16 protein-coding genes and 2 pseudogenes are annotated in these 15,838 nt (G+C 61.5%); 11 read left to right on the top strand and 7 right to left on the bottom strand.

Going from position 1 to position 15,838, the window contains the following annotated elements:
* Positions 1-73 precede the first annotated feature (73 nt).
* The 6 genes and pseudogenes from OKW43_RS40640 to OKW43_RS40615 all read right to left on the bottom strand — a co-directional run.
* Positions 74-724 (bottom strand): annotated as a pseudogene (locus OKW43_RS40640) (alpha/beta fold hydrolase); the annotation flags it as partial.
* A gap of 23 nt (positions 725-747) precedes the next feature.
* The gene (locus tag OKW43_RS40635; RefSeq protein WP_429454433.1) at positions 748-1,734 is read right to left on the bottom strand and encodes an MDR family oxidoreductase; all 987 of its coding nucleotides are present in this window, start codon (positions 1,732-1,734) and stop codon (positions 748-750) included.
* Between the two features lie 215 nt (positions 1,735-1,949).
* A complete protein-coding gene (locus OKW43_RS40630; RefSeq protein ID WP_187638573.1) occupies positions 1,950-2,348 on the bottom strand; it encodes a helicase in 399 nt (132 codons plus the stop codon).
* A 55-nt stretch (positions 2,349-2,403) separates the two neighbouring features.
* A complete protein-coding gene (locus OKW43_RS40625) occupies positions 2,404-3,249 on the bottom strand; it encodes an alpha/beta fold hydrolase (protein WP_187638574.1) in 846 nt (281 codons plus the stop codon).
* Positions 3,250-3,333: 84 nt separating this feature from the next.
* Complete coding sequence (locus OKW43_RS40620) at positions 3,334-4,122, bottom strand: SDR family NAD(P)-dependent oxidoreductase (RefSeq protein WP_429454430.1); 789 nt, start codon at positions 4,120-4,122, stop codon at positions 3,334-3,336.
* A gap of 53 nt (positions 4,123-4,175) precedes the next feature.
* On the bottom strand, positions 4,176-5,258 hold the full coding sequence (locus tag OKW43_RS40615; protein ID WP_187638576.1) for an alkene reductase: 1,083 nt from the start codon (positions 5,256-5,258) through the stop codon (positions 4,176-4,178).
* 132 nt (positions 5,259-5,390) lie between these two features.
* Between OKW43_RS40615 and OKW43_RS40610 the strand changes: the two genes are divergently transcribed.
* The 11 genes and pseudogenes from OKW43_RS40610 to OKW43_RS40560 all read left to right on the top strand — a co-directional run bounded on the left by OKW43_RS40610 (position 5,391) and on the right by OKW43_RS40560 (position 14,762).
* Positions 5,391-6,002 (top strand): TetR/AcrR family transcriptional regulator, encoded by a 612-nt coding sequence (locus OKW43_RS40610; RefSeq protein WP_429454427.1) that lies wholly within the window; start codon positions 5,391-5,393, stop codon positions 6,000-6,002.
* A 29-nt stretch (positions 6,003-6,031) separates the two neighbouring features.
* Positions 6,032-6,559 carry a PaaI family thioesterase gene (locus OKW43_RS40605; protein WP_187638578.1) on the top strand — a complete coding sequence of 176 codons (528 nt, stop codon included), beginning with the start codon at positions 6,032-6,034 and terminating at the stop codon, positions 6,557-6,559.
* Positions 6,560-6,578: 19 nt separating this feature from the next.
* Positions 6,579-6,791, top strand: a complete 213-nt coding sequence (locus tag OKW43_RS40600) for a hypothetical protein (protein WP_187638579.1) — start codon at positions 6,579-6,581, stop codon at positions 6,789-6,791.
* Between the two features lie 282 nt (positions 6,792-7,073).
* Positions 7,074-7,319: pseudogene (locus OKW43_RS40595) on the top strand (IS30 family transposase); the annotation flags it as partial.
* A 1,045-nt stretch (positions 7,320-8,364) separates the two neighbouring features.
* A complete protein-coding gene (locus OKW43_RS40590) occupies positions 8,365-11,187 on the top strand; it encodes a TonB-dependent receptor (RefSeq protein ID WP_187638580.1) in 2,823 nt (940 codons plus the stop codon).
* 53 nt (positions 11,188-11,240) lie between these two features.
* A complete protein-coding gene (locus tag OKW43_RS40585) occupies positions 11,241-12,287 on the top strand; it encodes a YncE family protein (RefSeq protein ID WP_187638581.1) in 1,047 nt (348 codons plus the stop codon).
* Between the two features lie 96 nt (positions 12,288-12,383).
* The gene (locus tag OKW43_RS40580) at positions 12,384-12,995 is read left to right on the top strand and encodes a MotA/TolQ/ExbB proton channel family protein (RefSeq protein WP_187638582.1); all 612 of its coding nucleotides are present in this window, start codon (positions 12,384-12,386) and stop codon (positions 12,993-12,995) included.
* 31 nt (positions 12,996-13,026) lie between these two features.
* Positions 13,027-13,437 carry an ExbD/TolR family protein gene (locus tag OKW43_RS40575; protein WP_429454424.1) on the top strand — a complete coding sequence of 137 codons (411 nt, stop codon included), beginning with the start codon at positions 13,027-13,029 and terminating at the stop codon, positions 13,435-13,437.
* 96 nt (positions 13,438-13,533) lie between these two features.
* Positions 13,534-14,184 (top strand): energy transducer TonB, encoded by a 651-nt coding sequence (locus OKW43_RS40570; RefSeq protein WP_429454422.1) that lies wholly within the window; start codon positions 13,534-13,536, stop codon positions 14,182-14,184.
* A gap of 22 nt (positions 14,185-14,206) precedes the next feature.
* The gene (locus OKW43_RS40565; protein WP_429454420.1) at positions 14,207-14,440 is read left to right on the top strand and encodes a hypothetical protein; all 234 of its coding nucleotides are present in this window, start codon (positions 14,207-14,209) and stop codon (positions 14,438-14,440) included.
* Between the two features lie 139 nt (positions 14,441-14,579).
* Positions 14,580-14,762, top strand: a complete 183-nt coding sequence (locus OKW43_RS40560; RefSeq protein WP_429454418.1) for a hypothetical protein — start codon at positions 14,580-14,582, stop codon at positions 14,760-14,762.
* Here the strand turns inward: OKW43_RS40560 and OKW43_RS40555 are convergent.
* The gene (locus OKW43_RS40555) at positions 14,741-15,763 is read right to left on the bottom strand and encodes a YncE family protein (protein WP_429454416.1); all 1,023 of its coding nucleotides are present in this window, start codon (positions 15,761-15,763) and stop codon (positions 14,741-14,743) included. The two genes, OKW43_RS40560 and OKW43_RS40555, sit on opposite strands and share 22 nt — an antisense overlap.
* Positions 15,764-15,838 lie beyond the last annotated feature (75 nt).

Genomic DNA, 15,838 nt, shown 5'->3' with positions numbered 1-15,838 from the left:
ATGGGACCTGGCACCTCCTCATAAACCAGCATTTCGGGTCCGCCTGTCTTATGAAATGGTACTGCTTTCATCTCTGCTGGCCCCAGGCCTTGATCGCCTTGAGCTGGCGAAGCAAGGCGCGGGGTGTCGGCCCCTTGTCGCGATCCGCCTTGCGTTCGTTAAGCCTTTCCAGGAATGCACTTGCTGCCAGCCGGCCTTTGGCCGTGGAGGTGAAGAACAGATAGGTCTTGGGATCGCGCAGCGTCAGCAGGCCCTTAAGCATCAGTGGCAAGGACATGGCACCGACGCGATCGATGCCCTGACCGCCCGCGGGCCCCGCGCCTGTGAGAATGAGCCTCCGTACGAGGTCTGGCGCCTTTAGCGCCGCGTCTTGGGCCACGAACCCGCCGAGCGAAAAGCTGAGCAGATCGACCTGATCGAAACCCATCGCGCGGATGAGCGCGACGGTGTCGCGCGCCATCTCGTCCACGGCCGTGATGCCGCCGGACAAACCGATTCCCCGGTAGTCGATCGCAATAACGCGATGCTTGCGGGCCAGGCCATCGACGATGCGCGGGTCGAAGTTGTCCAGCACGGCGCCCCAGTGGTTGAGCAGGATCAGCGGGATGCCGCCGTGCTGGCCCAGTTCGCGGTAGGCGAAGATGGTTCCACCCGCGCCGACCTGGTTGTTCTGTGCGTGCGCATAGGAGGTTGCCGATTGGCTATCTGGGTTGAAACTGATCATCATTGATTCCTTGGGTTCGGCCTTTACGCGTTGACGTCCACGACGGTGCGGCCACGCACCTGGCCCTGGAGTATCGGACCTGCAAGGCCAGGCACTTCGGCCAGGCCGACCACCTGGGTAGCGCGTGCGAGCTTTCCGGGGTCCAGGTCCGTGGCCAGACGTGCCCACGCTTGCAGCCGCACGTCCCGCGGCGCGTTGACCGAGTCGATGCCGGCCAGGGTCACGTTGCGCAGGATGAAGGGCAACACCGAGCCGGGCAGGTCAGCGCCCTGCGCGAGCCCGAAGGCCGCCACCGCTCCGCGGTAGGAGGTCTGCGCCAGCACGTTGGCCAGCGTATGGCTGCCCACCGAGTCGATCGCGCCGGCCCACCGTTCTTTTGCAATCGGTGCATCCGGCTCGGACAGCGTGCGACGGTCGATGACCTCGGCCGCACCCAGCTCTCGCAGGTAGTCCGTCTCCGTCAACCGCCCGGTCGAGGCGACCACCCGATAGCCCAGCGTGGATAGCAAGGCGATGGCGATGGACCCGGCCCCACCGCCGGCCCCGGTCACAAGCACATCGCCTTTGTCCGGCGCCAGTCCCGCATGCTCCAACGCGAGCACGGACAGCATCGCGGTGTACCCAGCCGTGCCGATGGCCATCGCGTCGTGCGTCGAAAACACGTCAGGCAGCTTGACCAGCCAGTCGCCCGGGACGCGTGCCTTCTGCGCGAAACCGCCGTGGTGGGTTTGACTCAGGCCCCAGCCGTTGGCGACAACGCGGTCGCCCACCGCGAACCCTGCGTGCGACGTAGCCTCTACGACGCCTGAAAAGTCGATGCCCGGAATCAGCGGGAACTGGCGGATCACTGGCGCGCGGCCGCTGACCGCCATCGCGTCCTTGTAGTTCACCGTCGAATAGTCGATCGCGACGGTGACGTCGCCCGGCATCAGATGGGCTTCGTCGAAATCGACCAGGGCGGTGGCAATCGCATCGCCGGTTCTGGTGGCCAGCAGCGCCTTGAATGTCATGATCACTTCTCCTTTGGGGGCACGGGTTTCATATGTCGAGCATCATGCAGAGGGATAAAAAAAAGGCCGATGGACACTCAATCCGTCGCCGCGGTGAGGTGCTCCAGCGCCGCCTCCAGCAACGATCTGGACAGCGGTTCTTCGTCGACCGCACGTGCCAGCACGACCGCCCCAATCATCGTGGCGGTGGTCGCCAGGGCGCGCTCGTGCGCAGCTCAGAACGCAGTGCGGTTGTAAGGCGAAACGACTTTCGGGGGCTGCAGGAATGCCGTCAGGCCCTGAAACCACATCACTTCGCGAAAGTCGCCGCTAATGATCAGATCCTTGTTGCCCAGGCCCCTGAGGAAGGCCGCCTGGCTTTCCCTGGCCGACAGGATCGCGAAGCCTTTGACGGCATCTCTGAAAGTGAGCGTGAACTGGGGGTTCGCCGTCAGTCCCCCAATGGATCGGATGGCGCCATCGCGAATGACGTAGTAGCGACCGACGCCGGACACCGTGCGGATCTGAAACACCAGGGTCTTGCCCGCGACGTACTTCGCGCAGTCGGGGTTGTTCCTGATCTGTCGTTTCAGGAGCTGGGTGAACATCCACAGCAGGAACTTGAACTTGAGCATGGCGAGGGCCTTTGGATACTGGATCGTGACTCCGGGGCGATAAGTGGCGTGGTCTTCACTCGCTCAGAAACCGCTCCACGTGATAAAGAAAACGCTGCGGGTGCTGGAACTGCGCAGCGTGGCCCGAGTCCGCGTAGATGAACAACTGGGCGTTCGGCAGGTTGCGAGCCATGTAGAACGAGTTGACCGTCGGAATCATCACGTCGTTGACGCCGTTGAGGATGAACGTGGGCTGCTGGATGCCACGCAGGTAGGCGAATGGATCGTCTTCCGAGAGCCTTGGCAGATACAGCATGTTGGCCTCGATCTGTGCTTTCGCGACCTCTGGGGAAGACGGGGGGTCCTGTTCGACGCGTTGATGGCGACGTTCCCAGAATTCCCTCGCGGCCTGCCCGGCATGCGCCGACCGGCCGAAGAACAGGTAGAGAAAGTCTTCGAAGACGGGGACGGGATTGACCGCTGTGCCCAGCACGCGCGGCTCCATGTCGGGGTCGCCACCACGTGGACCGGTGCCCAGCAGCATCAGTTTGCGCACCAACTCGGGATGACGCCAGGTCAGATCCAGCGCCTGAAAACCGCCCAGCGAGAAGCCCAGGACATCGATCTTCGGCAAGCCCAGCGTGCGAACGAAGGCGGCCGCGTCATCGGCCATGTCCTCAATGCGGGTGCGCGGCTGGCCGCCGGACGAAGCAATGCCGCGACCGTTGTAGAGAATGACTTCGCGGCCTTCGGCAAGGCCGTCCGTCATCAACGGGTCCCAATGGTCCATGCCGCCGCGAAAGTGCTGCAGAAGCAGTAAAGGCGGCTGCGAGGAATCGGTGTTACCCCAGCGGCGGTAGGCGAATAGCGTACCGTCGACATCCGCGAAGCGCGTGGGCGTGGTGATATGGGTGTCAGTCATCGGGTTACCTGTTGAGGGCTGAGCCGGCGTGTGTCGGTCGATAAGGCATGGCCTGGCTTTCGAGTAAGAGAGAAGCCGCAGTGGTCAGGCTTCCGGCCGATAGCGATCGGCCACGTGCGCTTGTCGAATATCCGACAGGAGCCCTTGACGCGCGCCATCCAGCGCGTCCCAGCGCGCGGCCACGTGCAGCGGCGGGATGGTGACCCGCTCGCGGCGATCGAAGCCGACCAGTGCCGCATCAACCAGTTCGCCGACCTCCATCACCTCGGCAAGCGTATTGACGTCGACGCCGGCGCGCTCCCAGATCTCCGTGCGGGTCGCCGCCGGCAGCACCGCCTGCACGTAGACGCCGCTGGGCGACAACTCGAGGTTCAATCCCTGCGACAGGAACAGCACGAAGGCCTTGGTGGCGCCGTAGATCGACATGCCGAGCTCGGGCGCGAAACCCACCACCGAGCCGAGGTTGACGATCGCGCCAGTCCCCGACTGCACGAAGCGCGGAGCGACCGCGGCTGCGAGCCGCGTCAGTGCCGTGGTGTTGAGCGTAATCAGGCGTTCGATGCCCTCAGCGGTCTGCTGCACGAAGCCACCCGACTGACCCATGCCGGCGTTGTTGATCAGGATGCCTATGCGAGCGTCGTCGCGCAGGCGAGTCTCGACCGCGGCCAGATCCCCAGGCTGGGTCAGGTCGGCCTGCAGCACTTCGACGGCCACATTGCGTTCTTCACGCAGGCGCGCGGCCAGCGTATCGAGGCGCGCCTTGTCGCGTGCAACCAGCACGAGGTCGTGGCCGCGGCCGGCGAAGCGCTCGGCGTAAGTGGCGCCGATGCCGGAGGAGGCGCCGGTGATGAGAACAGTCGGAAGCGAGGTCACGGGTTATTTCCTTTACAAGAGTGGTTCGGACGCGAACGCAAGCAGCGCGCGCCTCAGGCGGCAATGGTCGGGTAGTCGGTGTAGCCCGCAGCGCCGCCACCATAGAGCGTGGCAAAGTCGGGCTGCGCCAGCGGTGCGCCGGTCTTCAGGCGTTCGACCAGATCGGGGTTGCTGATGAATGCACGGCCGAAGGCGAACAGGTCTGCCTGACCCTCGTTGAGCCTGGCGGTAGCGAGTTCCAGGTCGTAGCCGTTGTTGGCCAGGTAGGTTTGCCTGAACCGGCGGCGCAACGCGTCGTAGTCGAACGGTGCGACATCGCGCGGGCCGCCGGTCGCACCCTCGACCACGTGCAGGTAGACGATGCCCAGCGCGCTGAGCTGCCCGGCGATGTAGTCGTACTGCGGCTGGGGATCGCTGCTCGAGATGCCGTTTGCCGGCGACACGGGCGAGATGCGTACACCGGTGCAATCGGCGCCGATTTCTTCCACCACTGCAGCGACGACTTCCAGCAACAGGCGCGCACGGTTCTCGATCGAGCCGCCGTAGGCGTCAGTGCGCTGATTGGCCCCGTCCTTGATGAACTGCTCCAGCAGATAGCCGTTGGCGCCGTGGATCTCCACGCCGTCGAAATCGGCGGCCATGGCATTGGCCGCGGCTCGACGAAAGTCGCCAACGATGCCCGGCAATTCGTCGAGTTCGAGGGCGCGTGGCTGCGACACGTCGGCAAAGCCATTGTTGACGAAGGTTTTCGTCTCCGCGCGGATGGCCGAAGGCGCGACCGGCGCAGTGCCGCCAGGCTGGACATCGACGTGCGAAACACGGCCGACGTGCCAGAGTTGCGCGAAGATGCGTCCCCCCTTGACATGCACGGCCTCGGTGACCTTGCGCCAGCCGGCGATTTGCTCGGGTGTGTACAGGCCCGGGGTGTCCTGATAGCCCTGGGCCTGGGCTGACACCTGAGTGGCCTCCGTGATGATGAGGCCAGCCGAGGCGCGCTGGGCGTAGTAGGTCGCGGCCAGGTCGCTGGGCACCAGCCCCGCGCCTGCGCGATTGCGGGTCAGTGGTGCCATGACAAAGCGATTGGCGAGTGTCAGGCGGCCAAGGGCGTAGGGCTCGAAAAGCGTCTTGTCGGTCATGTTGCGTCAGCTTCTGGGGTTGGGAATGAGATCAATGATGACGATCATAATCTAACTTGTCAAGGTTTTGATGACGATCGACATCAATGTATAATGGTGCCTTCGCAGACATGAACCCACTGTGGTCAAGAAATGAAGATCACCAAGGCACAGGCACAGGCCAACCGGGAGCACGTGGTCGAGACGGCGTCCCAGCTGTTTCGGGAGCGTGGCTACGATGGGGTTGGCGTTGCCGATCTGATGGCCGCCGCCGGCTTCACCCACGGCGGCTTTTACAAGCAGTTCCGCTCCAAGGCCGATCTGATGGCGGAATCGGCGGCGTGCGGCATCGCGCAGACGGTGGCGCTGAGCGCGGGTGTCAACGTGCCGGAGTTTGTGCGGTACTACCTTTCTCGCGAGCACCGCGACACCCGCGCGACCGGTTGCACGATGGCCGCACTGGGCGGGGATGCCGCGCGTCAGCCGGAACCGGTTCGGGCCACGTTTGCGGCCGGCATTGAGAGCCTGCTGGCTGCGCTGAGCCCCGAGGGCACTGAGTTTGACGGCGCCGATCCGGCCCAGGCGCGAGCCAGGTCCCTCGACATACTGGCACACGCGGTCGGTGCCATTGTCATGTCGCGCGCCTGTCCGGACGACTCGCCGCTGGCCGACGAAATCCTTGCCGCTTGCCGCGAGAAGATTCTCGCGTCACTGAGCCCGTCCGCGACAGCGAGCACGCCTCTGCCAGAGCACACCACTGGCTGACCTATGGGTTATACAGAAAGGAACTGTCAATGAGTGTCGATCAGGTCATGGAGCGTTGGAAAGCGGACGAGGCAGCGGTGCGCGCCCGCTTGAGAAAAGCTGATGCGGCACCTCGGGAACAGCTCGCCGAACGATCAGGCATGGAAGTCTTCCAGGCGATCTTCGCTGGCGAACTTCCACCGGCGCCAATAGGCGAGACGCTCGACTTCGTACCAATCCACATGGCATCAGGCGAGGCAGTGTTCCAGGGGCGGCCGCAACGCCGGCACTACAACCCCTTGGGCACTGTGCACGGCGGCTGGTTCGCGGCCCTGCTCGACTCGGCCGTCGGCTGCGCGATTCACGCCACCTTGCCGGCAGGTAAGGGCTTTACCACACTGGAACTCAAAGTGAACATGGTGCGGCCGCTCAACGACGGCGTGCCACTGGTGCGTGCTGAGGGCAAGGTGATCCATGCGGGGCGCCAGATAGCCACGGCCGAGGGCCGCATCGTTGGCCCCGATGGCAAGCTGTACGCCCATGCGACCACGACCTGCTTGATCTTCGACCATCCCTGATTCACTGCAAGCTGTACTCATGAGCAAGCCTGACATCGCCTTTTGTGCGCCGGTGCGCAAGGCGACGTGGAATGCGAAAAGCGTTGCCCATTCGAAAACGAGCAGCGCCTGGTTTCAATCTTCGTTCTCGATCATGCGTTCCCAGGCTCGACCGAGCCGAATGGCCGTGTTCTGCCGCCGCTCCACCGATTTGGCGGCGCTCAAACACGAACCGCCCAGTCGCGCGATCTAGGCGCTGATGATCAACGTCGCCCGATCAAGGCGTTTTTCACGGGCGAGGAGAACTGTGCGGGCGGAAATTCTGGGTGTCACGCGTCGATCATCGCAGCCCCGCAATCTACCTTTGACATTATAAGGATAATGTCAAAATTACAGGAAGAGGGCGTTAGAAACAGGACGGGATGCAAACCAAATCCGTAAAATCCCCATGAGTGACGTCCTGTCCTCCGACGCGGCGCTGGCCGCCGAGATCGAGCACCTCAAGGCCCGCTTCCCGAAGACCCGCGAACTGTACCGGTTCACCATCGCCACCGACATTGCCGTATATTTCTGCGATCCCAAACACCCCTGGCAACACGGCTCGAATGAAAATACCAACGGCCTGTTAAGACAGTACTTTCCGAAAGGCATCGACCTGTCGGTCTACTCACAGACTAAACTCAACGCCGTGGCACGAAGGCTGAACGAGCGACCACGAAAGACACTGGATTACGAAACACCGGCTGAACGATTCCATAGAACTATTGCATCGACCGGTTGAATCCGCCCTTGCAAGCGGCCTTGGGTGCGGACGTCGTCGGAGGCCCGCAGAGGGCCGTCTACGGTAGTCCGTCATCGGACCCGCTTCGGGTTCTAACCAGACATATGAGTGCTCCACGCGCCTTTCATCGGAAAAAGCAGGCCTGGAAAAACACGCCACGGGTTGGTTGCGCTCGCCGCCGCCTTCATCTGGATATCTTGATTGCCGGCATGAACCAGGGTTTGCGCCGCGGCCAATGCGGCATGCGAGTTCGTGCGCCAGCCTCGCCGTACGCACCGAGCGGGATAGGCAGACAAAGCGCTAGCGCAGTTGCCATGAGAGATCGACGGATGAACATCATGTCTATGTTTACCTATTGAAGTATTTTCCGCTGCCTCGCACTGCACAGAGACGCGCATTCTAGTTTTCGCCAGTGACACGCGCGTTACGCAAACATCACGATCTTCATATTTTCAGCGGAGTCGCACCCCGCAGCCTGAGTTCGACGGGCGTATGACGCGCCCGCTTCAGATGCATATTTAAACCTTCCTGTCCCAAGCGCGTGCGCGGTGAAAACACAGCGCACGCCCGATCCTTCTCAGCGACGATTCACATCCATTGGCGAAAGGACGTGTCGTCATATGACGACAACGAGTGCCACATGTTAATACATTTTGTGTTTAGCTCCCATCTCATTGTCACAAAAAAACGTCGTACTCAGCCACACTTTACTTGCGTTACCTAGCGCTCTCTGATGGACTCGATATGTCGTCATTTGACGAGATATTTTTCTTTGGGCTCGACGATGACACTCTGTCGTCACACTAGTTCCGTAAAACGTCTCCCCGCGTAGACGGTGAGCGCATCGGACGCGAGACGCACGATATCGATCCCGGCAACGTCGATGCGAACTGGCGAAAGTCACGCGGACTATCGGGGCGATCAGCAATCCTCAAGGATAGTCCGGGTGATCCAGTTTTCGCGAGGGTGCCGGAATATTTACTGACCTGAAACCTGGAACAGGTGCGACTGATCAGGAAGTTTGCAAAGATAGTGGAGAATCAACATGCCGCACAGGCATATAGCTGGGTTGTTGGTGGGGGTGATGAGCGGCGCGACGATGAACCTCGCGTATGCCGCAGATACGGCGACTTTGCAGGGTCACGTTTTGTCGAGCGCGGACAAGCGTCCGCTGGCCGGCGCTCAAGTTCGGATTCGCGAGACGGGGACGAGTACCACCACCTCGCCTGACGGAACCTTTCGTTTTACCAGGCTTACGGCGGGCCAATACACATTGGTCATTACCCCTGCACGCTCACCCGCCGTCGAACGGACCGTGGTGGTGCGTGAGAGCGGCACCACGAGCGACGACGTCCTCGTCGACGCAGTCGTTCCGTCGCTCGACCACGTGACCGTCACGTCGCAGCGCACCGCGAACGTCGTCGCACGTGCGACTCAGCAGAACGCCCCGAACATGGTGACCATCCGGACCGCCGAAGACATCCGCAAGACGCCCGACGTAAGTGCCGCTGAAGCCACGGCGCGTATGCCGGGCGTGTCGCTCGAAACGGACTCCGGCGAAGGCCGCTACGTCAACATCCGAGGCCTCGATACCAACCTGAACAGCACCACGTTCGACGGCATCCACCTGCCGCCCACCAACCCCGCTTCGGCCCAGAACGGGGGGCGCGCGGTCGCGCTCGACACGATTCCGGCCGGTATGATCGGGCAGATCGTCGTAACCAACACCAACAAGCCAGAACAAGATGCGGATGCGCTTGGCGGCACGATCGACATCGCCCCTCGCAAGATGCCTCTTTCCGGCAAGCCGTTCCTTGACGCCAAGCTCGGTACAGGTGTCGAGACGCTGCGCGGGACCACAATTCAGGATTACGAGTTGACCGTGGGTGCGCGCTTCGGCGCGCACGGCGTTGCCGGCCTTGGTTCGGGCCTCACGTCGTATTCCGACGCGCCGTTTACCTTCATCGGTACCGTGGCCTCCAACCAGGATCACCGCGGCGTCGACGACGTCGAACCGGCCTATCTCGATCAGCCTGGCCTACCGAACAAGGCATATGGGCAAATCGACGAGCGTCACTACGACTATCATCGCAACCGCCTCGGCTACGGCGGCGAACTGGACTTTCAGCCGAACGCCGACAACAAGTGGTATTTCCAGTACTACAACTTCGGCTATACCGAGAGCGTGAACCGGCAAGATATCGCGACCAACTTCGCGGGCAATCCGGTCCAGAATCCGGACGGCACGATTACGGATTCATTGGCCAGCGGGAACGGATATGCGAAGGGACTGCGCGACGAGCAGGAGACACTGCGAACGCAACTCTATGCGCTGGGCGGTGAGAACAGGATCGGCCCCGGCAAGCTCGATTATCGCGCCGGCTTCACCAGCGGTACCTACGACAAACCGTACGACTACAACACCGCGTTCTGGAACGGCTCCCCGGGCTCGGTAACGTATTACCCCGGCTATGACTTCCCGACGCAAACGATCCTGTCCGGTCCGAACCCGGCGGATCCCTCTGGCTATACGCTGCACAGCATTGGCAACTCGACGCAGTACACCAAGACCAATGAGTGGTCGGCCAACGTCAACTACACGCTGCCGACTCACTTCACGAGCGCCGAAGACGAGCAGATCAAGTTCGGTGCAGGCCTGCGTCGAATGTCCTTCTCCAGCCAGACGAACTACTACTCATACTCGCCGGATGTGGGAATCCCGCTGTCGCAGGCGGTGTTCGGCGGCCCGAACATTTTCTACAACGGCATGTACAACGTCGGGCCGTCCATCAGCGATGGATACATGAGAGGCATCTATGGTGCTGCCGCCGCCGCCGGCAACGTCATGAGTCTCTCGGGGCAGGACGCCGCCTCGTTCTCGGCTATCAACGAGAACATCTACAGCGCGTATGGCCAGTATCAGTTCGGGTGGGGCCGCCTGGGCGTGCTGGCGGGTCTGCGCGGTGAATGGACGCAGGCTACCTTTGACGGCAATCTGATCGACGCGGCTACTGGTGCTGTCATGCCGAACCAGACGGCAAACAGCTACTTCAACCTGTTTCCGTCCCTGCAGCTGCGCTACGACTTTACGCCGACGTTGGTGGGTCGCGCGATCTATTCGAGCACGATCGCGCGTCCGGGCTTTGCCCAGAGCAGCGCTTCAGTCTCCGCCGATCCGGGGACGGGAGCCGTGACCACCGGAAACCCGAATCTGAAGCCGACCACCTCGCAAAACTTCGATCTTCAGATCGAGAAGTATTTGCCGCACGGCGGCATTGTTTCGCTCGGCGTGTTCGACAAGTCGATGAGCGACTACGTCGTGGGCCGGGTATCGACCGTCAACGGCTCCCCGTATCTCCCGGGGTATACCGGCCCCGTCACGCTGCAAAGCTTCGCCAATGTCTCGTCGGCACGTGTGCGCGGCCTCACCGCCAACTACGAGCAGCACTTTACGCAGTTGCCGGGACTCCTGGGCGGCTTGGGCGCAGGCGCGAACTGGACCTGGACTAATTCGCACCTGGACATTCGCCCGGGCGACGATCACACGCTGCCGTCCGCTCCGCGCAACACGTATAACGCCAGCGTGTTCTACGAGCGTGGTCCACTGGACATGCGTCTGTCGGCCTCCTATGTCGGCGCGAGCCTGTGGGCGGTTGGCGGCTCGGCTGCGACAGATGTCTACACCGCTGCGCGCTTCTCACTCGATTTCGGCGGCAGCTATCAGGTACGCAAGGACGTCAGCGTGTATCTCGACGTGCGCAACATCCTGAATACGCCATTGAAGTTCTACGAGGGCTCGCCGGACCGTCCGATCCAGCGCGAGTTCTACGGCCCGACCGTGATGGTCGGCGTGACGATCCACGAATAACTTTCTTAGAACGGTTGAAAATGATGAAACTTAAAACGCTAGTGCAAGCAGCAATGGCAGTAGGTCTTTCGTCGACGCTGTTGTGCGGCGCGCTGCACGCTGCACCGATCGCCGGCCACACGCAGTTCGAACTCATGAAACGCTACGCGCTGAGCGGCAACGATCGCTGGGACTACGTCGCATACGACGCGGTGCGCCATCACCTGTTCATCAGCCGCGACAACCATGTGCAGGTCATGGATACCGTGACGGGCAAGCAGGTTGGCGAGATCAGGAACACCGACGGAGTGCATGGTTTCGCATTCGTTCAGAAGCTCAGGCTCGGCTTCATCACCAACGGCCGTGCCGACACAATCACGGTGGTTGACCTCGACACGCTGAAGACGGTCGATACCATCAAGGCGGGCGGCCCGGATCCGGACGGCATCCTGTATGTGCCGGGTCTCAGCCGCCTCTATACCAGCAACGGCCACGACAAGAGTGTGAGCGCGATCGATCCCGTCACGCGCAAAATCGTCGCAACGATGCCCGTCGGCGGCAAGCCCGAAACTGCGGCGGCCGATAACCAGGGGCGCATCTTCGTCAATGTCGAAGACAAGGGCGAGATCGTGGAGATGGACGGCAAGACGAACCAGGTGCTCGCCCACTGGACGCTCGCGAATTGCGAAGAGCCGTCGGGCCTCGCCATCGACACGAAGACCGAGCGTCTTTTCACCGTCTGTTCCAACAAGCACATGATGGTGATCGATGCCAACTCCGGCCGCGAGGTCGCCCAGCTGCCCATCGGCGGGCATCCGGACGCCACTGCGTTCGACCCTGTGCTGAAGACCGCATTCAGCTCGAACGGCGAGGATGGCACGCTGACCGTCGTGCATGAAGACGACGCGAATCACTTCACGGTGCTGCAGAACATGACGACGCAGCAAGGCGCGAAGTCGATGGCACTCGATTCCGACCATCATCGCGTCTACCTGGTGTCTGCGCAATTCACGCCGGCCGCGGCTGCGACAGCTGACAATCCGCATCCGCGTCCCGGCGTCGCGCCTGACACGTTCAACGTGCTGGTCGCACAGCCCAAGTCGCAGAGCGCCGGCAACTAACGTACAGACGCTGCCTCAACCGCACCACCCGCGGCATCGCTACGGTGATACCGCCGGAAGCTGAGTCATTCAAGACATTACTTAGAGAATAGCACCATGCTTCGCACTATTATCGACTCATCGGAACAGTCTTTTGGCTTATTGCCTCTGATGGCACTCGTCTTTCTGGCCACGCTCGCCGTCATCATTGAGCGCATGATTTTCTTTGGCACCTCCGTGCGCAGCGGCATCAGCCTGGAATACGACCTCAAGCAGGTAGGTCGGGCCAAGGCCGATGAGGTCAAGAAACTCATTCAACATTACCAGGGTTCGGTACAAAGCGAACTCATGAAGTCCGCAATTGAATCGCGGGGCCAACCGGCAGAACACTTCGAGCGCGAAGTGGAAGAAAGCATCATGTTCCAGATGAGAAGGCTCGACCGCAATTTGTGGGTGCTGGATACGGCCATAACACTTGGGCCGTTGCTCGGCCTGCTGGGCACCATCATCGGCATGATCGGTTCGTTCAACATTCTGGGCACGTCGGGAACCAGCGACCCGATGTCTGTGTCCGGCGGCATTGCCCACGCGCTGATCGCCACCGCCTGCGGCCTGACGATTGCCCTGGTCGGCGTGGTGGCGCTGAACTATCTGAACAAGCGGGTGCGGATGGTTCTTCTGCAGATGGACATGATCAAGTCCATGCTCATCTCGCGGCTTGCCGCGTGAAACGTGACCACCTCACATACCGGAGAACACCGTGAGAAACCATCGGGCTCACTACTTTGGCAATGACGAAAAACCACGGATCGAGATCATTCCGATGATCGACATCATGATGTTCCTGCTGGTCTTCTTCATGCTGGTCATGCTGAGAATGGTCCAGGGCACTGGCCTCAAACTCGAATTGCCGCAATCGTCTACCGCTGCACAACTCTCCACGGTCGCCGTGACCGTGGGCGTGGAAAAGGACGGCGAATTGCACCTGGACCGGAATGACATCTCTGGGCCGCAACTGACTGCGCGCCTGAAGGACATGGCGACCAAGAAGCAGGTCAATGTCACGATCGCAGGCGACAAGGGCGTCGAATATGAAACGATCATCAAAACCATGGATCTGGTACGCTCCGCGGGGATCAGTTCAGTCGCGCTCGCGACCGATGCGCAATAGCCTCTGGAGTCCAGCGGAATGAACATGAGTCTCTCCGGAAAACCCCGCGGCGCACTGTGGCCGACCGAGGCGTCACGGCCACGCGCCGGCAATGCAATGACTATCGCGATTGTCGCTGCTCTTGCGATCGAGGGCACGCTGATAGCGGCCGTGACGTCGACGCGGGTGCCGGCGCCGAAGCCGGCACCCGCGATGCCCGTGATGCAAATGCGGTTCGTAAAAGCCGTTACACCGCCTCCGCCCCCGCCGCCGCCAGTCATCAAGAAAGTTGTGATGCACCAGTCGGAAGTTCCGGCGCCGAGGCCGACTGCACGACCGGCCGCGCCAGTACAACGGCACGTTGCTACGCCGACGGTCGCACCGGTGCCGGTTGCCGCGGCGCCCATCCCCACGCAGAACGCGCCCTCCAGTCTTCAGGCTGCGCCAGCCGGGCCAGCTCCGGCGGCTGCGGCGTCCGGCAACACGACGGCGGCCACCGGGGCGCCGGGCGACATCGCAATCGTGTGTCCCGTCCAGGCCAGGCCGGAAATGCCGACGCGCGCGCTCGCCGAGGGAATTGTCGGCGCAGTAACCGCGCGTGCCACGGTCAAAGGCGGCAAGGTGGTTCGTGTCGACATCGTCAGGTCGACGCCCCCGGGGGTCTTTGATGGGGCGGTACGGCGCGCGATGGCGCAGTACCAATGTAAGGTCGACGGCGGCGATCAGGTCGTTGTTGAGCAGTCCTTTGACTTCACCCAGACGGACTAGATTGTTTGAGGAAATTTATTTCGTGGCGAAGGGAGTAAAAGCAGTCGGGCTGGAGACACGCGTTGCCCGCGATCAACGAGCACTTCGCCGTGGCGAAGTGCTGGGCCGCAAGCGAGTCGGGTTCCATGTGCGGAAGGTTAATTTCGACAGCGCCATCAACGTGATCAACGTTGCGACTCGGACGCGGTGGATAGATCTTGACGACTGTCCCGTGCAGTTGATCTGCGCTTTGCGCCAGATCGCCTACGTGTTCTAGCCGAAGGACATGAGCTGACGCGGGGTGTAGCCCGCTTACCGCGACGCTCTCTCTCGTTCGGCGGCGCGCCGCACGAAGTCGCCACCATCGCTGACATTCGTGAGCTCCAATCGCCTGACAGGCGCCGTGCTGCGAGGCGATGTCGCTGAAGATAAAGGAGTTCCGAGCGGCGGCCCAGATCGTGCGCGACGCTGAAGATGCAAACGGCGAACTGCGCGTTGCGAACCGCTGGACGTCTGGCGATGCCGCTCAGAATGACGCGGGCGCAGTTGAAACTCTGTCCACGCATCAGATCCCAGGTCAGTGGACGCTGAACACCTGAAGTCCGGCTTCCGCTGCCTGGGGACCCTTCGTGTGAACGACGTAGAACCTCTTTAGCGACGGAACATAGATCGAGGTCTTGCCACCGAGAGTGTCCATATGTTGCTCGATCGCATAATGGTTCTGATCGACTTGTTTGACGACATCGAGGCCTTCCGCGCCGGTTACGTACAGTCGATGATGCAGTGGGTCAAAAGTCAAGTCGTCCGAAATATCGACGATATCGAGAGACTGTATGACCGAGCCGTTACTCGCGTCCAGGACGAACAGCTTGCCGGGGCCACGCGATCCGATGAACAGGCGCCCCCTCGTCGGATCGAACGCCATAGCCGAGTTTCGGCTTGGGCCGGGAACATGCCAGATGCTCGCTAACTTCCGGGTACCCAGATCGATAACGCCGATTTCGTTTTTATCGCGCATGTTGACGAACAGGCGGTGCGTACCGTGATCGATGACCATGGCCTTCAGTTGTCCCGCCGGAACATCGATTCTATCGAGGACGGAATCATCGGCAAGCGAGATCAGGCTGATGTAGGCATTGTCCCGATGTGCTTGAGCGCCTCCGTTGCCGACAAAAAAGATGCCGCTCTCTCTATCCGATACGCCAGAATCCGGCTGCGGATCGAGTGGAATGACTTTCTTGACTTCGAAGGATTTTGTATCGACGACCTTGACGTTCGAGTCGCCCGCGTCCGCTATAAGCAATTCCTTCCCATCGTTTGCCAATAGTAACTTGTGAGGCGACCTTGCAACCGTCTTGACGCTCGCAAGGTGCTCGCCGTTCGGCAACCGGAAAACTTCAATGGAGCCATATTTCTCGGCTGACACGTACAGACGGGAACGCGACAGATCGACTGCAAAGTGGTCGAAGTCACCGCCGGTGACCTCTGGCAGCGGCGTGTTCGAGAGAACAGTCAGAGGCTCGGTCGATTGTCTCGCGGCAAAGGATGTCGATGCAAAGCAAAGGCAAGCAACGGCAAGTAGACGGGCGGTAGTCTGCATGAGTTTCGTCGGGGTGGTTGGAGAGCAGGATGCAAAAGGTCATCCTACTGCCTAACTCTTCGTGGACGCCGACGG

Source organism: Paraburkholderia sp. WC7.3g, assembly GCF_050436345.1.
Taxonomy (GTDB): domain Bacteria; phylum Pseudomonadota; class Gammaproteobacteria; order Burkholderiales; family Burkholderiaceae; genus Paraburkholderia; species Paraburkholderia podalyriae.
This window is presented reverse-complemented; position numbering and strand designations above follow the sequence as displayed.